The 21,135-nt window shown below is 41.2% G+C and carries 15 protein-coding genes; 9 read left to right on the plus strand and 6 right to left on the minus strand.

The features are described from left to right. Window positions 1–58 precede the first annotated feature (58 nt). The 8 genes from WG906_RS05945 to WG906_RS05975 all read left to right on the plus strand — a co-directional run bounded on the left by WG906_RS05945 (window position 59) and on the right by WG906_RS05975 (window position 10,948). Window positions 59–1,135, plus strand: a complete 1,077-nt coding sequence (locus tag WG906_RS05945; RefSeq protein ID WP_339991625.1) for a FecR family protein — start codon at window positions 59–61, stop codon at window positions 1,133–1,135. Between the two features lie 226 nt (window positions 1,136–1,361). Then, window positions 1,362–4,787, plus strand: coding sequence for a SusC/RagA family TonB-linked outer membrane protein (locus WG906_RS05950; RefSeq protein WP_339991626.1), 3,426 nt, complete (start codon window positions 1,362–1,364; stop codon window positions 4,785–4,787). Window positions 4,788–4,807: 20 nt separating this feature from the next. After that, a complete protein-coding gene (locus WG906_RS05955) occupies window positions 4,808–6,847 on the plus strand; it encodes a RagB/SusD family nutrient uptake outer membrane protein (protein ID WP_339991627.1) in 2,040 nt (679 codons plus the stop codon). Window positions 6,848–6,969: 122 nt separating this feature from the next. Further along, window positions 6,970–8,595: a polysaccharide lyase gene (locus WG906_RS05960; protein WP_339991628.1), complete on the plus strand. Its 1,626-nt coding sequence runs from the start codon at window positions 6,970–6,972 to the stop codon at window positions 8,593–8,595. A 217-nt stretch (window positions 8,596–8,812) separates the two neighbouring features. Then, entirely contained in the window at window positions 8,813–9,505 is a 693-nt protein-coding gene (locus WG906_RS05965) for a DUF3826 domain-containing protein (protein WP_339991629.1), read from the plus strand. Window positions 9,506–10,229: 724 nt separating this feature from the next. Then, window positions 10,230–10,340, plus strand: a complete 111-nt coding sequence (locus WG906_RS19535) for a type II toxin-antitoxin system HigB family toxin (protein WP_489737894.1) — start codon at window positions 10,230–10,232, stop codon at window positions 10,338–10,340. Window positions 10,341–10,355: 15 nt separating this feature from the next. Next, window positions 10,356–10,562 carry a type II toxin-antitoxin system HigB family toxin gene (locus WG906_RS05970; protein WP_339991630.1) on the plus strand — a complete coding sequence of 69 codons (207 nt, stop codon included), beginning with the start codon at window positions 10,356–10,358 and terminating at the stop codon, window positions 10,560–10,562. Between the two features lie 2 nt (window positions 10,563–10,564). Then, on the plus strand, window positions 10,565–10,948 hold the full coding sequence (locus WG906_RS05975; RefSeq protein WP_339991631.1) for a helix-turn-helix domain-containing protein: 384 nt from the start codon (window positions 10,565–10,567) through the stop codon (window positions 10,946–10,948). Between the two features lie 119 nt (window positions 10,949–11,067). Here the strand turns inward: WG906_RS05975 and WG906_RS05980 are convergent, their stop codons facing one another. Beyond that, entirely contained in the window at window positions 11,068–11,292 is a 225-nt protein-coding gene (locus WG906_RS05980; RefSeq protein WP_339991632.1) for a hypothetical protein, read from the minus strand. A 183-nt stretch (window positions 11,293–11,475) separates the two neighbouring features. Beyond that, window positions 11,476–14,397, minus strand: coding sequence for a DNA ligase D (ligD, locus tag WG906_RS05985; RefSeq protein ID WP_339991633.1), 2,922 nt, complete (start codon window positions 14,395–14,397; stop codon window positions 11,476–11,478). A gap of 481 nt (window positions 14,398–14,878) precedes the next feature. Between ligD and WG906_RS05990 the strand changes: the two genes are divergently transcribed. Then, window positions 14,879–15,607, plus strand: coding sequence for a DNA-formamidopyrimidine glycosylase family protein (locus WG906_RS05990; protein ID WP_339991634.1), 729 nt, complete (start codon window positions 14,879–14,881; stop codon window positions 15,605–15,607). Here the strand turns inward: WG906_RS05990 and WG906_RS05995 are convergent. Genes WG906_RS05995 through dinB form a run of 4 tightly spaced genes read right to left on the minus strand, consistent with a single transcriptional unit; the run spans window position 15,596 to window position 20,799 of the window. Next, the gene (locus WG906_RS05995) at window positions 15,596–16,447 is read right to left on the minus strand and encodes a DUF72 domain-containing protein (protein ID WP_339991635.1); all 852 of its coding nucleotides are present in this window, start codon (window positions 16,445–16,447) and stop codon (window positions 15,596–15,598) included. The two genes, WG906_RS05990 and WG906_RS05995, sit on opposite strands and share 12 nt — an antisense overlap. Before the next feature lie 3 nt (window positions 16,448–16,450). Continuing rightward, window positions 16,451–16,666: a hypothetical protein gene (locus WG906_RS06000; RefSeq protein ID WP_339991636.1), complete on the minus strand. Its 216-nt coding sequence runs from the start codon at window positions 16,664–16,666 to the stop codon at window positions 16,451–16,453. 30 nt (window positions 16,667–16,696) lie between these two features. Then, window positions 16,697–19,639: a DNA polymerase III subunit alpha gene (locus tag WG906_RS06005; RefSeq protein ID WP_339991637.1), complete on the minus strand. Its 2,943-nt coding sequence runs from the start codon at window positions 19,637–19,639 to the stop codon at window positions 16,697–16,699. A 2-nt stretch (window positions 19,640–19,641) separates the two neighbouring features. Then, on the minus strand, window positions 19,642–20,799 hold the full coding sequence (gene dinB / locus WG906_RS06010; RefSeq protein ID WP_339991638.1) for a DNA polymerase IV: 1,158 nt from the start codon (window positions 20,797–20,799) through the stop codon (window positions 19,642–19,644). Between the last annotated feature and the right edge of the window lie 336 nt (window positions 20,800–21,135).

Raw genomic sequence — 21,135 nt, forward strand, 5'->3', positions numbered from 1 at the left:
ATAAAATTCTTTAGGGTCTTTCCAAATTTTCCTGTCCCTATAAGTATAAGCCCATCAAATGGATTCTTCTAAACTCTGGATACTGGTAGGAAAAAAACTAAGCGGTGACGCTACTTCGGCTGAATTGGAACAATTAGACAGATTCCTTTCAGCTGGATTCTCTGAAATTTATCCTGTAGAAGAACTTGAAAGATACTGGAATCAAAACCCGGTAACACCTCCTCATCCAGTTCGTGCTCATCTTGAGGAGAAGTGGGACAGGCTTGAACGTAAGTTAGATGAATTGGCTGTAACAGAAGAGCAGGTGCCAGACGATTTTGCAAACCCTAAAAAAACAACACCTTACTACTGGATGGCAGCCGCGGCGGTAGCAATTCTTGTGGTCTTATTTTCCTTAGTATTAATCAAACCCGAAACACCAACCATCGCTCATTTAAATGAGGTTTCAGCGCCTGATCGAGGGATTAGTAAAATTAAACTGCCTGATGGGACCCGGGTTTGGCTCAATTCAGGAAGTAAACTTTCTTATAATAAAGAGTTTGGTGATAAACTTAGGGAGGTGAAGTTAGAGGGCGAGGCTTTCTTCGATGTAGTAAAAGATCCTGAGCATCCTTTTATTGTAAAAACCAATTCTATTAATCTGAAAGTTTTAGGTACAGCTTTCAATGTAAGAAGTTACCTAAGCGAAGATCAGACAGAAACTTCGTTAGTTCATGGAAGTATTCAGGTGAACCTGGTTAATTCAAGTGAAAAGGAAATTATTCTTAAGCCCTATGAAAAACTTATTATAAGGAATAAAGTAACTGCTCCTCAATCAGGTGAAAAATCCATTTATGCAAATGAGATACCTCTTATTACACTTAAATATATGCATAAGTCTTTAAAAGATACCCTTCCATCCGAAGCTTTGTGGCTCGAAAACAAACTTGCTTTTGACTCTGAGCCTTTTAAACAGGTAGCAAAGCGTTTAGAACGTTGGTATAACGTAGAGATGCACATAAAAGATAAAGAGTTATTAGAAAAGCAGTTCACCGGAAGGTTTGAGAATGAATCTCTGGCAGAAGCACTAAGAGCCCTGCAATTATCATATAACTTCAACTTCAAAATTACCCGAAACCAGGTAATAATATTTTAATAGCCACCAATGTATAACCTAAACAAGATGTGTATGAGAGATAGTTAACCCAGATTTTATTTAAATGAAAACGGGAAACGTTGACGCGTTCCCCGTTAGTAGTTATCACCAAACTTTTAGCTCGTTTCATTAACTAATAGTTCTAACTAACCTATTCAAAATTATGCAAAAAAAACATAACTGGGAATGCTATTTCCAGTCGAATTCCCTATTTAAATTTCTGATTATGTTTAAATGTATCCTTTTACTTGTACTCATCTCAGCTTTTGAGACATTTTCCAAAGGTTACAGCCAAACCCGGATAACTGTTCAGGCAAGTAATGTACCCGTTAAAAAGGTCTTACGTGAGATCGAGAAGATCACGGAGTACCGGTTTTTATATAACGACGATGTAATTAGTGGTGCCAGGGTAAAAGATGTAAATACCAAGGATGCAACACTCGATGAAGTTATGCAGACAATTCTCGAGAACACCAATCTGTCTTACAGAAAAACAAGCTCAAATCTCGTAGTCATCTCAATTAAAAATTTTGCAGATAAGGCTTTTACTGTAACAGGGGCAGTTAGCGATGATAAAGGCGAGCCCTTACCCGGAGTAACGGTAAAGATTAAAGGCACTACCGTGGCAACCACCACAGATGTAAATGGAGCTTTTTCGCTTCAGGTACTGGATGGCTCCGCAGTTTTAGTTTTTAGTTTTATAGGCTTTAAATCACAGGAAGTCTCTGTGGCCGGAGTAACCAGACTAAATATAAAACTTTTGGAGGATTCGCAGTCTTTAGAGCAGGTAATTATAACCGGGTATGGAGGTACTACTACTAAAGGTGCTACAACAGCGGCAATAGATGCGATTAGAGGTGAAGAAATCGAAGAACTTCCTGTTGGTAATTTGAGTACAGCCATAGCGGGAAGATTGCTTGGTGCAAGTGTGCAGGGTGGCGTTACTCGTCCTGGAACTACCGGGACTTTAACAATCAGGAATCCGATGTCGCTTACCACCACTAACATAACTTCTCCCTTATATGTTATTGATGACGTGATCCAGATAAATGGACAAGGCGCTCCTGACAATACCTTGTTTAATAGTCTTGATGCGTCCGAAATTGAGAGTATTACTATTCTTAAGGATGCCGCAGCTGCAATTTACGGTTCAAGGGCTGGAAATGGCGCTGTTATCGTTACCACCAAAAGAGGTAAGATAGGCCCTCCTCGGATAAATTATACAGGCCAGTTCGGAACAAGTGACGAAGCTTACAGGACAAAAATGCTAAGCGCTTACGAGATGGGCCAGTATGTTAATATTATGAATGGTCCTAATGGATTTGATAGAACAAGCGATCCGGAATTTTACTTTTTTTCTCCCGATGAGCTCGAACATCTTAAAAATGTAAACTACGATTGGTTAGATGAGAACTGGAAAGCTTCTCAGAATATGCGTCATACATTTAATGTAAGTGGGGGGGCTAATAATTCGACGTATTTCGCCAATTTTTCTTACTTCACTCAGGACGGAAATATAGGAAAACTGGATTATAACAAATACACATTCAGGGCAGGCGCTGATGTAAACTTATTAACAGGTTTCAAGGCAGGGGTTCAGGTTTCTGGTAATTTCCAGGATATGTCGCGAATCAATAACGAGTTAGGAGGCGAAAATGCCGAACGTGATTATATGACTCTTATACAGGCTCCGCGCTACATTCCTATGTATCTGGATGGTCTCCCTGTAAGGGTTCCGGGTAGTGGATATCATTTTAATGAAATAGAGGCCACTAATAACTATAGAGAAACCGACGGTCGCAGTACTATTATAAATTTATATACTGAGTACGAAATTCCTTTTATAAAAGGATTAAAGGCACGTGCTTCTTATGCAAAGAACTTTACTAATAGCGCTGAATCCAGAATCGGAGGTCGTTACTATGTGTATGATTTCCTTACTAAAACGGGTGCTAATAGACACCTTTTTGAAGGTGCAACAAATCCTGAACGGGTACAAATTTCTAATGATAACCGGGTACGGTTTTTTAATGACAGAGGATTCAATACCCAGTTTAACTTCTCAACAACCTATAACGCAGTCTTTGGAAAACACACTATTGGAGGGTTTTTTACACTGGAACGGCAAGAAACAGGTTCTAATCGTGAAGAAGTTCGTCGAGATAACCCGATTATAGGTACCAATGGTCAGTTAAGTACTGCTTTTGGAGAAATAGGTGGCAGTTCAACTGCTTTTGAGACAGGTGCTTTGGGCTATGTAGGACGTGCTAATTATAGCTTTTCTAATAAATATCTTGTCGACTTTATGTTCCGCAGTGATGCCTCTACAAAGTTTGCTCCTGAAAACTACTGGGGTAAATTTTATTCCCTGGGCACAGGCTGGGTAATTTCTGAGGAAAGTTTTTTCAAAGTTCCCGCCATTAACTTTTTAAAACTGAGATATTCAATTGGTAAGTTAGGAGCAGATGATACCAATATTTGGCAATGGAGACAACGTTATACTTATCAGAATGGTAAGGGGGGCGTGTTCGGTACTGCTTTAAATATTCCTGCAGGCACTGGTATGAAGATGGAGACATCACCAAATCGTGATGCAACCTGGAGCGATCAATTAAAACAAAATTTAGGTATTGATGCACGCTTCTTGAATTCTCGCCTTTCTGCTACTATAGAAGGGTTTTTAAACCGGGGATCAAATATGCTAATATCAAGAACGGCAGGATTTCCGGTTACTTTAGGAGGATCTGTCGCCGCTGAAAATTATGGAAAGGCTGACCTTTTTGGTTACGAAATTGGTTTAGGATGGAACGATAAAATAGGAAGGAATTTTAACTACGGTATTGATACGCGTTTCCAATGGTATGATAATAAAGTTCACCAGGCAAATTTCTCTCCTACTCAAATAGTCTTCCCCTGGATTGCTCAACCAGGGCAATCTAATGACAACGGGCAATGGGGATATGATTATTTAGGAATGTTCCGTAATCAGGCAGAAATAGATGCTTATGTTCAACAATATAATATCAAATCAGTCCACACTGTTAATGCGGTAGATTTAGAGCCTGGAATGTTATATTATAGAGATGTTAGAGGCCCTTTGCAAGCTGACGGAACTTTCGCCACACCCGATGGAATTGTTGATAGCAATGACCAGATCCGGTTATCCAAAAAGAAAAGTAATCACTATGGGTATGGAATAACGCTCAGAGCCGGTTTCAAAGGACTTAGCCTGGATGCTGTAATTGATGGTTCTTTTGGTGGCTGGGCCGATCATACCGGCAGAAGTAATATGGACTCCAGAATTCAGGACCTTGACCAGAACCAGCCTGTTATTTGGAATAATATCTATGATCCCGAATTAAACCCCAGCGGTAATATGCCTAATCCCGCTAATAGAGCAATAAGCGTTGATCCTGTATCAGAGTTTTGGCAGGTAGATTCATTCAGGATGAGAATGAGAAATTTAAATCTCGGCTATAGTTTACCCAAACAGTTTTCAGAGAAACTAAGGGTTAAAAATGCCCGTATTTCATTAACTGCTATAAATCCGTTTAATCTTTACAATCCATATGATTACAGAGACTCTGAAGTTAGCTGGGATAATTACCCCGTAATCAGAACTTATTCTTTAGGCTTGAACCTATCACTTTAAGAGTGATTAAATAAAATTGTATGAAAAATAATAAAGTATTATTAGTTCTTACCGCTATGATTTTAGTGTTTAGTGCGTGTAAGGACGACTTTTTGGAAGAGAAAGAAGACTTTACGGGAGTAAATGAGCATGTATTTAAGGATGCTTTCATGGCCCAGGCATATGTTGATTATATCTATGGTTTGTTTCAACCTGGGGATAACGGAAACTCATTTGTAAATATTCAAAACGGGCGGAGAGGAGAATTTAATGACGATTTAACTCAAACAACAGAAGAATTAGGAGGTCAGTCAGACTGGAACCGTCCCTGGAACGCAATTGCTGTCAATCAGGCGCACGCTTCAGAGTATTTTGGAGAACCGCTTGGAACGGGGATTCAAAATAATTCATATTCAAGGATCAGACAGATCAATCTTTTCCTTGATGAAATAGGTAAGTATGGCTTACCTGAGAATACTAGGAAGGAGCTTACGGGGCAGATGCTTTTTTGGAGAGCCTATCAGTACTTTGAATTATTAAGGCGATATGGTGGAGTACCGATAATTTTAACGGCGCAAAATCCTGCCAACAGAGATGGAAGCAATGACGTTGCAAGAAGCAAATCTTCTGAAACCTTAGAGCAGATCGTAAAAGACCTGGATGCAGCTGTTACTATGCTGCCTGGCAGATGGCCTAATCCTGCTGCAAATTGGGGCAGAATTACAAGCGGTGCAGCAGCAGCTCTTAAAGGCCGGGTTCTTTTGACCTGGGCAAGTCCTCTTTTTAATCGTAACGATGACAAAACACGCTGGGAAAGATCTTATAACGCCAACAAGGAGGCACACGATTTATTAAAAGCAAATGCATATGGTCTTTACGAAGCAGGAAACCTGGCCAACGCAGAGGCCTGGGAAAAGATGTTTCTCGACCAAACTACGAATGCTGGGCAAAATCCCGAAGCTGTTATCGTCATTAATTTTAATACAACAACAACAGATCAGCTCCAAAGAAATAATGGATGGGAAAAAAACGCCCGCTCAAAAGAAGTTCTGGGCGATGGAGCGATATCAGCTACAAAAGAAATGCTGGATGCCTTTCCAATGAAAGACGGAAAAATGAGAGGCGACCCAACTTCTGCTTATACTTATGATCCTAAAAAGTTCTACAAAAACAGGGATCCTCGTTTTTATAAGACCTTTGTTTACAATGGTGCTCTATGGCCTTATGCAGGAAATTCATCTTTCAGGCAGTGGACGTATTCCTGGTTCACAAGTACAGCCGCTGCAAACAGTAACGTTCCTAACAGAAGTACGGAGACTAGAGGGGCAAACGCCTCAGGGATTTACCTGCGAAAGGGAACCGATCCAAATGCAAGTAATGCCAATAACTTTGAGTTTAGTGCTACAGATGGAATGGAAATGCGTTTCGCCGAAGTTGTATTAAATTTAGCAGAGTCTGCTATTGGTTTTGACAAGCTTTCGGAAGGGCTGGATTTGATCAAGTCTATCAGAAGACGTGCCGGAGTGGAAAGTAACGGAAATACTTACGGCTTAGGTGGCATAGCTACTCGGGATGAGCACTTTGCAGCCGTACTTAACGAAAGAAAAATTGAGCTGGCCTATGAAGGCAAACGTTTTTGGGATTTGAAAAGGTGGATGTTATTCAATAACGATTTTGGAACAGCCGCAAGATTGGGAATTACCCCTTTAAACGGTACTCGCAGAACCGGAATGTGGATCTCTGTAAAAAAAGCTGATGGATCTAAATATATCGGAAACGATGATCCGCTTTTCAAAATTGGAGGCGTCGCAACGGTAAGAGAACGCGAGCCGGGTGCTTTACCTGCCGGCTTCGCTAATTATGATGCCTATTTAGATTATTTGTATGATAACCATTTTGAAATTATCACCAGGGATAATGTGGATCTTACTAATCCGGCAAACTGGAAGTTTACCTGGTATAATGAATATTATTTTTTGGGATTTAATCAAAATGTTTTAATTGCTTCTCCATATCTGGAACAAACAAAAGGATGGCCTAATTTCACAGGACAGCCAGGAACATTTGATCCATTATTGTAACGTTAAATTCTCAAGAAAAAGTTTCAACTCTTAAATGTGGTTCATCTGATGGTGAGCCACATCTTTAGTCAGTCCTTACCATTTAATGCTCTAAGTATATCCCAAAATAAAATCTAATATTCATGCAGAAAGAAATAAGCTTTTTCTTACTTAGAAAAGTATTTACCAATTTAATAGTTCTTGCAAGTGCTACTTCGGCATACGCACAATTTCCAATGATAACCAGAAGCTCCACCGCTACAGGTGATTCGGTACTTGGGGAAGCCAAGGCGCTGTCTGATAAAGCATGGGAAAGAGCCAGGATTATCATTGATCGTGATGCTCAACGGGGTAAACCGTTTATACAATGGGCATCCAGCCCTAAAGATTTACCACAAGCTGAAATACCTGCTTTTCCTGGTGCAGAGGGAGGTGGAGCGTATTCGTTTGGAGGGCGCGGAGGACGTGTTTTCGTCGTGACAAATTTATCTGACAGCGGCCCCGGTTCCTTGAGAGAAGCCTGTGAAGAAGGCGGAGCGAGAATAATAGTATTTAATATTGCCGGTATCATTCGTTTAAAATCTCCTATTGTTGTCCGCGCTCCCTATATAACAATTGCAGGAAATACTGCTCCGGGAGACGGTGTTTGTGTTGCAGGTGAATCAATTTGGGTCAATACTCACGATGTCGTGATCAGGCACATGAGATTTCGCCGTGGTGAAGCCAAATATGAGCGTCGGGATGATGCTATCGGAGGAAATCCCATTGGAAACATTATGCTGGATCATGTTTCAGCCAGTTGGGGACTTGATGAGAATATGTCCTGGTACCGTCACATGTATGATGCCGGAGATGGATCTCCGCTTCAAAAAATGCCAACAGTTAATATCAGTATACAAAATTCTATTTTTTCTGAGTGTTTAAATACTTATCGTCATGCCTATGGAAGCACGATTGGAGGATTGAACAGCACCTTCATGCGTAACTTATGGGCGAACAACATCGCCCGAAATCCATCAATTGGTATGCACGGTGATTTTACAATGATTAATAATGTAGTCTTTAACTGGAAGCATCGTTCTGCAGACGGCGGTGATCATCGTTCGATGTTTAATGTAATTAATAATTACTACAAACCAGGGCCAGCAACTATTAAAGATCGTCCGGCAGGATATCGAATTCTCCAACCTCAGGGAGACAGGGCCAGAAAAGACACACTTATTTTAGGACGGGTATATGCTGATGGCAATATCATGGAGGGCAATGAGAAAGTCACTAAAAATAATTGGGACGGAGGAATACAGGTAGCTGAATTGCCGGATGCAGGGAAACATTTGAATTATATCAAAGTGAATAAGCCATTCCCGATGGATCCTGTTACCATAACTTCTGCTCAGGTGGCTTACGAAACTGTTCTTAAAAATTCGGGGGCTACATTACCTAGAAGAGATGCGGTTGATATTCGTATTATAAACGAGGTTCGAACCGGAAAAACAACCTATCAGGATGGTATCATTACTGACATCAGTCAGGTTGGAGGATACCCGGAATATAAGGGTACTCCTTATAAGGATTCAGATAATGACGGTATCCCGGATACCTGGGAAAAGAAGTATGGATTAAACCCTAAAGATCCGGCTGACGCAGTTTCTGATATTAATGGCGACGGGTATACAAATATTGAAAAGTTTATTCACAACATTGATCCTTTAAAGAAACTAAACTGGAAGGATCCGAATAAAAATACAGACACCTTAACTTCTAAATAAAAATGTGAAAAGCAGGGTCGCCAAACCGTTCTTTATTATTGACAATACACATTGCTTCACCTTAACATATCCTTGCAGAAGTACTCAGTGTATTGCAGGGGATGTCCAGGAAGCTGGCAAAAGTTGAATAAAACGACTGCTGCAAGATGTCCGGTGTTTGTAAGAAAGCACCTGATACTTATCAAATTAAACTAAAACCGCTTAAAGCTTAAAAAGTATGAATACCAAAAACTTAATTATTTTAATGATCGCAGCTGTGCTATCCTTTTCTGCAAAGGCCCAGCTAAGCACTACCCAAAAAGCCACTCCCGAACAGCTGGCAAATGAAGAAGCCGCTATCTACAAGAATGCCGCCGAATGGACAGCTTCATTAAAGCTGAATAATGCTGATAAAGAAAATCGTATAAAGGCGCTTATCACTACGCACTTAAAAGCTGTGCACGACTGGCATTATTCCCATAGTTACGAAACCGTTCCCGCTGGAATAAACCCCACTACCGGCAGGGCCTTAGGTCCTTTAGACAGGCAATTGATCGCTTCATCGGCCATGCCAAAAAATGTGCATGACGACCTCATGGCCGGCCTGCGTAAGGATCTTACCGAGCAAGAGGTTGAGCTGGTATTGGATAAATACACGAAAGACAAACTGGCATCAACCCTTAGCAAATACAAAATGATCGTGCCCGACCTGACCGCCGAGGAAGAAAAAGTAATAGTATCCAACCTAAAGCAAGCGCGCGAGCAATCTATCGATTACAAGACTGTGAAGCTGGTAATCGAAATATTTGAAATATACCGTACCAAAAACGAGCAGTATTTAATTTCTAAGGGCCGCAACTGGTCTCAACTATATAAAAAATACATCGACATTGTTGAACCTCCTAAAGAGCCGGTTAAAAAGGACCAATAGTGAAGAGCCCAACTTGACCGAAGTTAATTATACGTTAGGGGTTCATATATAAATACTTTTAGTGAAAGTATGATTTTCATACTAGCAGGAGAGCCGATTGCACAATTCTATGTAGAAATTTATGACAGCTTTGAGCCGTTGCTCCACGTCTTGTTTTTGATGTATTTGTCCCTCCTTTAAATTGGTTAATAAGAAAGGCCGGTACTGTCCCCCAGACCGGTCTTTCATTAATAGAATATTAGACAATAAATTACTCGCCCAATTGAGCAAGTTTTTGTAAAGCTTCTAAAAGGTTCGAGAAGCGCACATTCAGGCGGGCAAAAGCATCACAGAAAGTGGGGCTTTTATTGTGCGCATGCTACTTTTAGTCACGTTCTGTATTCTGTATCGTTAGTTGGAATTGTGCTTTAAAGGGGAATACGGTTTTGGCCTGACCGGATTTTCCTTCTCCGGATTGCGTGCCCCTGGTCTTACGTGTTCTTTTTCACCGCCGAAGATCTGCCAAGTGGTTTGGCTAAGAGTCTGATCCCTTTTTCTTTCACAGTTTCTTGTTTTCCCGACTGCAATAGATCTGGTGTTAATTTTGACGATGGAGCTTACGTTGGGGTTAATGGAGAACAAGGAGTCAAAACACTACGATTACGTTAGTAATACCGTGATACCAACATTGAAAATTAAAAATCGAAATAATCAGTTGCCATGCATAAATAAACATCGAGTTCTAATGAAAGTTCATCTGATCAAGAAGCAAACTTTAGAAGAGTTCGCCCATCAACAGCCCAGAAGTAAAACCTCTTTAGAGGATTGGGTGGAAAAGTTAAAGTATGCCGGCTAGGAACAACCAGGCGATATGAAGGAGCCGTTTAACACTGTCGACCTTTTAGGGAAAAGCAGTAACCGGGTAATCTTTGATATTGGCGGTAATAATTTCAGGATGATCTGCAAGTATGTCTTCTGGGCGAAGCGAGCTCATTTATTTGTTTGCTGGATAGGAACACATGCCGAATACGACAAGATTTGCAAGCAAGGTGACCATTACACAATTAATATCTACTGACCATGGTAACGAAAGCGATTAAATATACTATAATAAAGAACAAGGGCCAGTATAACGAATATTGCGATCAATTGGAAAGGTTATTGAGCGAGGACCATACTGAACAAGTGCAGGATGAGATTGACCTGCTTACGCTTTTAATTGAGAAATATGATGAGGATAACAATTCCTTCCAGGAAACTGATCCTATCATCATGCTTCGCTCCTTTATGGAGGACCACCATATGAAACCTCAGGATTTAACCACTATTCTCGGCATCAGTAAAGGTTATGTCTCTGATATATTAAACTATAAAAAAGGCTTGTCTAAAGAAGTAATCAGGAAGCTTGCAGAGTACTTCAAAGTAAGGCAGGAGGCTTTTAACCGTCCTTATAAACTGGTATAAAAGGGACTATAGCAGTCCCTCATCATTTATCTCTTTTTGATATTTAAGGTGTGAGTTGCTCGGAAAACTTTCACCAGACTTTCATTACCTTTTTCATCATAAGCATATAGTTATTCATACTATCGTTTTATAAGACAAGTCCTGGCCTCAATCTCGGGATCTTCAAAGTCTGCGAATTTCTGTGATTTCGAATTGTCTTTTGCAAAAGCACCTGGCGACTTTTGTTGAATATATTCATGACCTTCTATAAGTCCATCAGTAATTTGTTTAATAGAGTCTGAAATGAAGTCTTTTAATTCCATGGTTTGCTCTCTCTTAAAATTATTTATAACTAGTGAATACATACCGATCACTAGCTTACAAAAGTATCGTTTTTTGAGACTAAGGGTTTGATATACCTTAAGGCTAAGTTGTTACCGTTTCGACCATATAATTTGTCCATTTGGTGCGAAAGGTGATAGCATTTGCTTGTGTAAAAAACGAAGTTTTAAATTGCTCTGTCTTCACAAAGTCGCATTTAACCCGAACTAGCCAAAGACACTTTGAGCTTTTTCAATGGTGGTTTTAAGGTCTATACCTTCACCCAATACACCACTGAACAAATCGCCGGTTTCTCTTAAACGGTCTATCGCGTTATGAATATTGAAGTCTCGCATTGTCAGTCCGGGTCTGACTTCGTCCCAGCTTACTGGCATAGATACAGTTGCGCCGGGCTTGGGCCTTAAAGAATAAACCCCGGCTATCGTTGCACCCGGCCGGTTTTGTAAAAAGTCCAGATACATTTTGCCTTTTCGATTAGAAATCATTCGTTCAAGAGTAGTAAAATCAGGTAACTGTTTATGTACAAGCTTCACTATAATATTGGCGAAAAGCTGACTTTGATCATAAGTGTATTTGGCGCCCAGCGGAATATAAATGTGTATGCCTGTTGAGCCCGAAGTTTTAGGATAGCTGGGAACATCTATAGCATCCAGCACTTTCCGGACTTCCTGCGCAGCCTGTATCACCTGCTCAAAACTTTGTTTGTCAGGATCGAGATCTATTACGCAGTAATCCGGGTAGTCTGCGGATTGAACACGACTGAACCAGGGGTTCATTTCGATACAACCCAATGTTGCCATCCATAATAAGGTCGCTTCATTATTTCCGAGTAAGTAGTCCTTATCCTCTCCGCTGTCATTTGTATGCGGCATCGTTTCAGCCCAGTCGGGAGCGCTATCTTTAACATTCTTCTGGTAGAAACTTTTCCCGTGTATTCCGCCGGGGAAACGGTTTAACGACATTGGCCGGTCTTTTAGATAGGGAACCATGAAAGGTGCAACCTGGTGATAGTAATTGAACATATCCCGTTTAGTGATTCCATCCTCGGGCCAGTACAATTTGTTAAGGTTAGTGAATTTGAGCAGGTGTCCATCCACCTTTTTCTCTTCAATATCATTCTTGGAGGAAATCAAAAGATCCGCCGGTATTACCGCTGATTTTGGATTGGATGCTTTAGCTTTTTTGGATGCAGGCTTCCCGCTTTTCACTGCCTCCATATCGGAAAGCAGGTTGACTTCTTCAACTACCTCATCAGTATCTTCTTCTGGTTCCATTACTATATCCTGAGGATTTTTATCGCTGCGCATACCTTTGAAAGAAGCCTGCCGGACTTTACCATCGTTGGTGATTTCAGCAAATTCTACCTCACAAACCAGGTCCGGCTTCAGCCAGGTCGCTTTTGCACCCAATCTTCTTGGTCGAAACGCCGAGGGTTCATCTACGTCCGGCTCATCATCAAAAGGGCATTCAGCTGTTATCAAGGGCTTAAACTGCTCCATCATTTCTTTTTGCCTGGCCGCGTTAAAGCCGGTTCCAACTTTTCCGATATAGCGAAGCACTCCTCTTTGATCATAAACTCCAATTGCAAGCGCGCTGAAATACTTTACCGTCCCGTCATTTTTAGTAAACCCTGCTATAACCACCTCCTGCCGGAGCTTTGCTTTGATCTTCAGCCACTGGCGAGAACGTGCATCTGAGGTGTACAAACTGTCGGCTCTCTTAGCAATAATGCCTTCAAGCTTCATCTTCTTAGCCGCTTCAAAAAACTGTATACCATCCACTTCGAATGTCTGGCTTAAACGGACGAGCTCGCTTTCTGGTAAAATAGCCTTCAATATTTCCCGTCGCTGGTAGAGCGGCAATCCGGTAAGCAGTTTTCCATCGTACCAGAGAATATCAAACACGAAATAAACAAGGGTAGCATTTTTGGTATTGCGCCAATTCTGCAAGGCGCCAAAATTGGCGTTCCCCTTTTCATTAAGCGCAACAATCTCCCCGTCCAGAACCACGTTAAGCTGCCAGCTCTCCAGCAATTTATTGATAGGAGCAAACTGATCAAACTGAAGATTATTTCGCGATACCAGCTCAGCTCTGCCCTCTTTAACCAGCGCAACCGCCCGGTAGCCGTCCCATTTTATCTCGTAAATCCATCCCGGATCATCAAATGGCGCATCTACAAGAGTTGCCTTCATTGGTTTGATGTTAGAAGGGATTTTTGACTCCGGCGCGTCCTTTATTAAGGTTTTTAAATCAGCAATGGGTAATTCCTTATTGAGCTCTGCGGTTTCAGATTTCTGAATTTTCATTTCCAGAGTTTCTGCTTTTGGTGCTGATAACTTACCTTTTGAAATATCATCGTCAGCTAATTCTATCCACACCGGCGCATGATCGCTTGAGCCCTTCCATCCCCGGACATGCTTATCTACTGCGGCCGAAGCAAGCCTTCCCGCAATTTTCCTGTTTAGCAGAATATGATCGAGCCTTAATCCGGCGTTTCTGCCATAGGCATCCCTAAGATAATCCCAAAAAGTATAAATGCGCTCATTTGGATAAAGTGTCCTGATTGCATCCATCCACCCCTGGTCTACCAGCTCCTTGTAAGCCTCCCGGCTTTCTGGCAGGAACAGGGCATTTTCAAGATATTTCTCTGGCTTGTATGTGTCCAGTTCCGTTGGCATTACATTATAGTCTCCTATTAAAATAACAGGGAAATCTAAATCGACCAGATCCTTTGCATGAGTAGTCAGGCGCTCAAACCAGCGTAATTTATAGTCAAACTTCGGCCCTGGGTATGGATTCCCATTTGGAAGATAAATGCAACCAATTACGATCCCGTTTACAAACCCTTCGATATAGCGGCTGTGCGTAAATTCTTCGTCCTCACCCGGCAGGTCCTTACGCATTTCTCTGATAGGTGTTTTAGAAAGAATAGCAACACCGTTCCAGCTCTTCTGCCCATGCCAGATGGCCTGGTAACCAGCATCCGCGATAGCTTGTTCAGGGAATTTGCCATTCTCTGATTTGAGCTCCTGCAGGCATACAATATCAGGCTCAGCCTCCTTCAGCCAGCGCAGCAAAATCTCTAATCGCCCGTTTATTCCGTTTATATTGTAAGTTGCTATTTTCATTCTCCTGAGACAACAAAGCCCCTTGCGGGGCTGTTATTTTACTGGAATATTCTTTCTATATTCTTTCCCTTATTTTTTCCCAACAGCAAGCCCTGACGAGCCCGCTCATCCAGATATTGATAGAGGAACATCACAATATTGAAAACTGTTTTTATCGTGGATCTTTGAAAGGGAAAGAGATGAGTCTTAATTTCCTTTAAAAATAACACTTCGGCGCAAAGCTGAATTTCAAGGGCCGGTCAGGGCAATTTCTATACTCTCCCAGCCACCTGTCCCGTCATTCTCGCGCAGGCAGGAAATCCAAATGCAGAGCCCATACGGTGAATTTATTTGCCTGCATACTGACCTAAAAACTACCATCCAAAAAGCTCAAAGTGTATTTGTCTGAATGACAGAGCGTACTTGTTGACACTATTTAGTAAAACGAAAATTAAGGGCTGTAAACTTTCAAACTGTTTATAAACATTATCGTTATCTATTTATGCCAGAAGCGCCTACCATTCTTGTACTTTGTGAAAATTCTAAGCAATTCATCGGTCAAAAAGTGCTCGGGGTTGAAGGATCTATCAAAGCCGACATTAAAGAGAAAATAAAAGGAAACAATATCCTAAATGTCAGAACCTATGGCAAACAACTACTAATCCTTTTTCCTGAGTTCACAATATCGGTCCATCTTATGCTTTTTGGCTCTTTCACTATTAATTCCGAAAAGCCAGGTAAGCTTACGCTAGGTTTGACCTTTAAAACCGGCAACCTAAACTTCTATGCTAGTGTCGTCAAGTTAATCGAAAAGCCGTTAGACGAGGTTCTTGACTGGCGCTCCGAGGTAATGAATGAGAATTTTGATCAAAAACTTGCCCTAAAGAAGGTCAAGGCAAATCCAAACGATGAAATTGTAGATGTCCTTATTGACCAAAACATATTTACTGGAGTTGGGAATAAGATTAGAAACGAAGTTTTATTTAGGGTTATGGTTCATCCCCTGAGTAAAATAAAAGCTATTCCTGATAAAAAGCTAAAAGATATAATTGAAGACTGCGTGAAGTTCAGCTTTGAAATGCTTGAATGGAAGAGGAACGGTGTGATGGATGATAACCTGGTAATCTATAAACGAAAAGAATGCCCCCGGGATAAAATGCCGATTATTCACGAAAAGCTTGGTTCAAGGACTGTTCATTTTTGCGAAAAATGCCAGGAATTATTTGAGTAGCTCAGAAAATACGTCTTTAGCTATTTTTACTGATTCGTGGAAAGTCGCATCGTCCGGTTGGTGCAATGCAAAATAGACGTCTTTCACTCCCTTTGATTTCCAGGCCAGTATCCTTTCGTTCCATTGCTCAAGACGGAGTCTGTCGGTGATATGATTATTATTTCCATTAAATCGAATATGAACACATCCATTCGTTAGATGCATGTGTAAAGCATCTCTTCGTAGATTTGTATCGGTGATTACAAGTCCTATGTCGAAATCCTCAAGCAAGTCTGTAACACGTTTAAATGCTTCAGGTTGAAACCAGCTTTCGTGACGAAGTTCAATATTTAGCCGAAAATCCTCAGGTATTGAGAGTAGGTATGCTTCAACATCCTGGAAGTTTTTTACACTGAAATTATCCCCGGCTTGAATGAATGCTGGACCTAATGCATCACCGAAGATTTTGCAAAAGTCTATAAATTCCTGAGTTTCTTCATCAACACCCTTAAGCCTTTTTATATGTGAGATTGTACGGCATATCTTAGGTGTAAATTTGAAGCCTGGCGAATTCCTAACAGCATTTGCCCAACGTTCAGCTACCTCTCTGGTTGGAACATTATAGAAACTTCCATTTAGCTCGAGAAAATTAAAATGCTTGCCATACTCCAACATGCGCTCCTTATCTGGAAGTCTTTCGGGATAGAGATTCCCACACCATTCCGGTTTACCGTTTTTCCCCGTACCCAAATAGAATTTGAAATCCGGATCAGGGATACCTGGCAAAATTGAATCGTCCCCTAAAGGCAGACTGTAATCAATTGTCGAAATGTCTGTTGTTTTATCCCGTCCAAATTCCATTGGTCAATCGTAATATGCATCAATTTTATTCCCGATATCATCTGCCTCATCCTGGCTAAAACCCCCTTTCACCCACTCCCATCGGTACTTTGCAATGTCAGGAAGTACCCGTATGGTGAAATAGGAGTCATCTTGATCATTTTCCCACTTTGGTAAAACAGTCACGCTATACTCAGCGAGCCCAATTTTGGCTTTCACATAAAATGAGTCATCCGCCATATTACAATAATACATTTTATGGCCGATTGTTTATTCCAGTATGGGGTTCTTTTCGATCTCCAACTTCGCAAACTTCTTTACCTCAACACTCGCAAACCCAAACTCTTCCACAACCTTCCCCAAAATCAAATAACACCCCGCCCCTCTGAACGGATACGAAGGGCTACTATTCGGAAAATGCACCGTATCAAACGGAGTTCCTTCTACATCTAAAAAACTGCCGAACCACATCATTTTTTTCGTTTTGGTAGGAACACTTTTGTCGCAGATGAATCGGCCCACCATCTTAACCGTTTCGCCGACGTGCTCATTAAGCTCTTTCGCTTTAACTGCTCCTCTGTATGAGGCCTGTAAAACATCAAACATGGAAAGTGATACCGGGAACCCTAATAGCTCCAATTCATGATAAGCATCCTCAAGCTTGGTGCTAATCAATTCAGGTAACTGATATTCTTTAGTGTCCACGCTAAATAGTTCCGGTTCGTTAAGCGGTCTAACTTTACTCCCAAATAAGGTATGAACATCCCAGAGAAGCTCCTTCTTCGTGCGTCCGCTTGATCTTAAAGCTCCAACTCTAATTAACAGTATCGCTTGTTCTAGTCCAATTCCTGTACGTTTGACAAAGTCTTCCAGGTTAAGATAAAAGCCATTTGACCGGCGCTCCTCAGGTATTAACTCAATGAATCTATTTTCTAATCCCTGGATACCAATTAGTCCCAGCCAGCACTCCTCTCCCTTTATACTGACAACAGCATCGCTTTCATTGATACAAGGCAAATGAATGATAGCACCAGCTCGTTTAAGCTCCTCAACATATAACCATCGCGGGTAAAATCCACCGTAGTTATTTAATACGCCTACCATAAATTCCCGAGGGTGATATGTCTTAAGGTACAGGCTTTGATAGCTCTCTACCGCAAAACTGGCTGAATGTGCTTTTGAAAAGCTATATCCCGCAAAGCTTGAAACCTGCCTCCATACTTCTGCAATGACTTCGTCTGTCCTTCCAAGATTCCGTGCACCTTCAAAGAAACGTTGAACTAAACGGTCGAATTCCTTCTTAGACCGATACTTTCCACTCATTCCACGGCGAAGGATATCTGCATCAGTTCCATCCATACCGGCAAAGTGGATGCAGACTTTTATCACGTCTTCCTGGTAAACCATCACACCGTAAGTTTCCTTAAGCTGATCTTCCATCACCGGATGGAGATATTTTACCTGTGATGGATCGTGATGATATTTAATATAGGCAGGCATCATTCCTGAGCTAGCTACTCCTGGTCTGATAATCGAACTGGCAGCAACCAGAACCAAATAATTATCACACTTAAGTTTGCGGATAAGCTGCCGCATGGCAGGTGATTCGATATAGAAACAGCCTATCGTATGTCCAGATTTCAGTTGTTCGTTTACTTTCGGGTCCTTTATAAAATCCTTGACCCGATGTATGTCAACCTTGCGTTGCTGATTCCGTTCGACAAGTTTAACCGCTTCTTTAATATGACCAATGCCTCGCTGGCTCAAAATATCATACTTATCATATCCGATATTTTCTGCTTCGTACATGTCCCATTGAACCGTGGCCATTCCTTTTGGGGGTAAGTCTAATGCTGTGTAATATGTAATTGGCTCCTCTGAAATCAATACCCCTCCGGCGTGGATGCTTCTTTGGTTTGGCATATCGCGCATCAATTCGTATGCTGCCATTATTTTTTTGAATGTCTCGTTTGACTTCCCGGCGCCCGATCTAGTCAGATCCGTGAAGGCATCGATTTCAGCCTTTGGCAATCCCATCACTTTCCCGATCTCCCTTATCACACTTCGATCTTTGAAAGTTGACATCGTTCCCAATAACGCTGTATGGGTGCGACCATATCGTTTGAAAATATAATCCTGCACATCCTCCCGCTCGTCCCATGAATAATCTATATCAAAATCTGGTGGCGAGGTTCTTTGAGCGTTTAAAAATCGTTCGAAATAAAGATTCAATTCAATTGGATCAACATCTGTTATCCGCAGACAATAAGCTACGATGCTATTCGCACCTGAGCCACGGCCCACATGATAATATCCCTGACCCATAGAATACCGGATGATGTCCCAGGTGATTAAAAAGTAGGCGCAAAAATCAAGTTCATAGATAACTTTTAGCTCATGCTTTACCTTTCGTTGAGCCTCTTTGTTATTCTTGCCGTAACGGTAAATCATGCCCTCATAGGCAAGTTTTTCCAAAAGTGCTTTATCGTCAATTTTGTTTCCGGTAAACGTTTTGCGGTTAAGTTTTACCTTTTTCAACGGGTAGTCCATCACACAACGGTTCATTAGATCACGTGTATTATCCAGAATGACCGCATACTGGGAAAACTTAGCTTCCAATCCCCCAGGGGGAAGAAACATATCAGTTTGGCTGCAATGGTCGTTCTCAGCGATTTTCGTTAGAATACAATTCAGATCAATTGCCCGAAGATACTGATGAAGCCTGTACTCAATTTTGTCAGCTACAAATACAGGCTGCAGGGCTACCAGGGTACCCTTGATTGAATGGAAGTCTGCCTTGTATAATAAGTGAAGCTCATCAAACCGGATACCGAAGAATTGATTTATCTCCAACTTGTGCTTCGAAATAAAAGGATATATAATGAAGGCATTGTTGAAGGACGGTGCTGTTGACGGCAATTCCTTTTGTTCTAAATTATGTTCGCTTAGAAAATCATTCAGCTCTTTAACCCCTTCTCGATTTCGAGCAATTCCGACGTACAGCAGCTTTTTGTCTTTTCTAAACTCAATTCCACCGATGGGTTTTATGTTTGCCTCCCGACATTTTCTCATAAACTCCATCATGCCGGTCGAGTTGTTGATGTCAGTAAGAGCCATTTGGGTTATACCCCTTGCACTGGCTTCCTCAATCAACTTGTCGATTGACATGGTGCCATACCTTAAGCTATATTGCGAATGAACGTTCCAATACATTTTTACAGATTTATATCTATTGTATTTGCCAGACTAATTGATTTCGGGCCGAAGCGTCTTCTAATCTTATCCAGGGCTTGACAAAGGCTGTAATGTTCTTCAGAAGTCGAGTATAGGTTCATCTGCTCGTAACCACTTACAAGATTTGAAAGCCGAACTCCAACCAACCGCAGCAGCATTCTCTTTTGATACACCTGTTTGAATAGATCTTTAGCTTTCTGAATTAGCACACTATCCAGCGATGTATAAGGGATCGACGCTTGCTTTGTAACATCCTCGAAATCTGAATAGCGGATGGTAACTGTGATACAGGCAGTAAGCTTTCTTTTTTGGCGCAGTTCAAATGCCAGGCCCATGACCATCGAAGTCAGAAGGTTGTTTATCATCTCTATATCGATCGAATCAGCTTTAAAAGTGCATTGGGTACCTAGAGACTTTTGTTCATGATATGGGATAACTGGTGAATTATCGATCCCCTTTGCTTTTTGAAGCAGAATTATTCCATTCTTGCCCAAAATTGAAAACATTTGATCGGGGTGAATCTGAGAAAGTGTATAAATCTTTTTCACCCCCATATCGCTGAGCTTAATAAAGGTCTTCGCTCCAAGTCCTGGAATCTTTCGGATCGAAAGCGGGTTTAGGAAATCCTGCACTTCCAACCGTTCTATATTTAACTCACCATTTGGCTTACATTCATTAGTAGCCATTTTCGAGACTGTTTTATTCACCGACAGGCCGAACGAGATCGGCAACTGGGTTTCTCTTATTACTATTTCTCGAAGTTCATGGGCATATTTCAACGTATTGTGGAAGCGGTCCATTCCGGACATATCGATGTAATGTTCGTCAATACTAGCCTTTTCAATGACAGGGACGCGCTCTTTTAAAATCTCAGTAATTTCGTGGGAAGCTTTCGAGTATTCATCCATATTGCCCTTGACGAAGATTGCATGTGGACAAAGTATTTTGGCCGTTCGGGAAGACATCGCCGAATGCACACCAAATTTCCGGGCTTCATAGCTGCAGGAAGCGACTACACCACGGTCTGACGTCCCACCAATAATGACCGGCTTACCAACTAAATCGGGGTTTTTCCGTACCTCGACCGATACGAAAAAAGCATCTTGATCCATGTGAATAATATGTTTGTCGTCTGCCATAAAGGATTCTTTAGAAATAGGACAACAAAGATAATGCTAAAAATATTAGTATTTAAAATCTTATTTTTGATAGTTTCGTGTTTGCTGATAAAAGAAGAAGCTATAATTACCCTCAGAGATCAGTACCCATAGATTCTTTAACGATCCGCTTCAGTTCAATCAGCCTTCATCTTTAAAATCTTCTAAGTCCTCAGATTTAATAGCTGGTCTTTGGTGGGGATTCGGGATCTGATCCTTTGTTTAGATATCGCTGTCATAGTTCGAGATTTTAGAACTACAAAGGAGGTAATAGAGAAGAATCAAGGTTCACATCTTAATGTATGAGGTGTGTGCATT

Source organism: Pedobacter superstes, assembly GCF_037622515.1.
Lineage (GTDB): Bacteria > Bacteroidota > Bacteroidia > Sphingobacteriales > Sphingobacteriaceae > Paradesertivirga > Paradesertivirga superstes.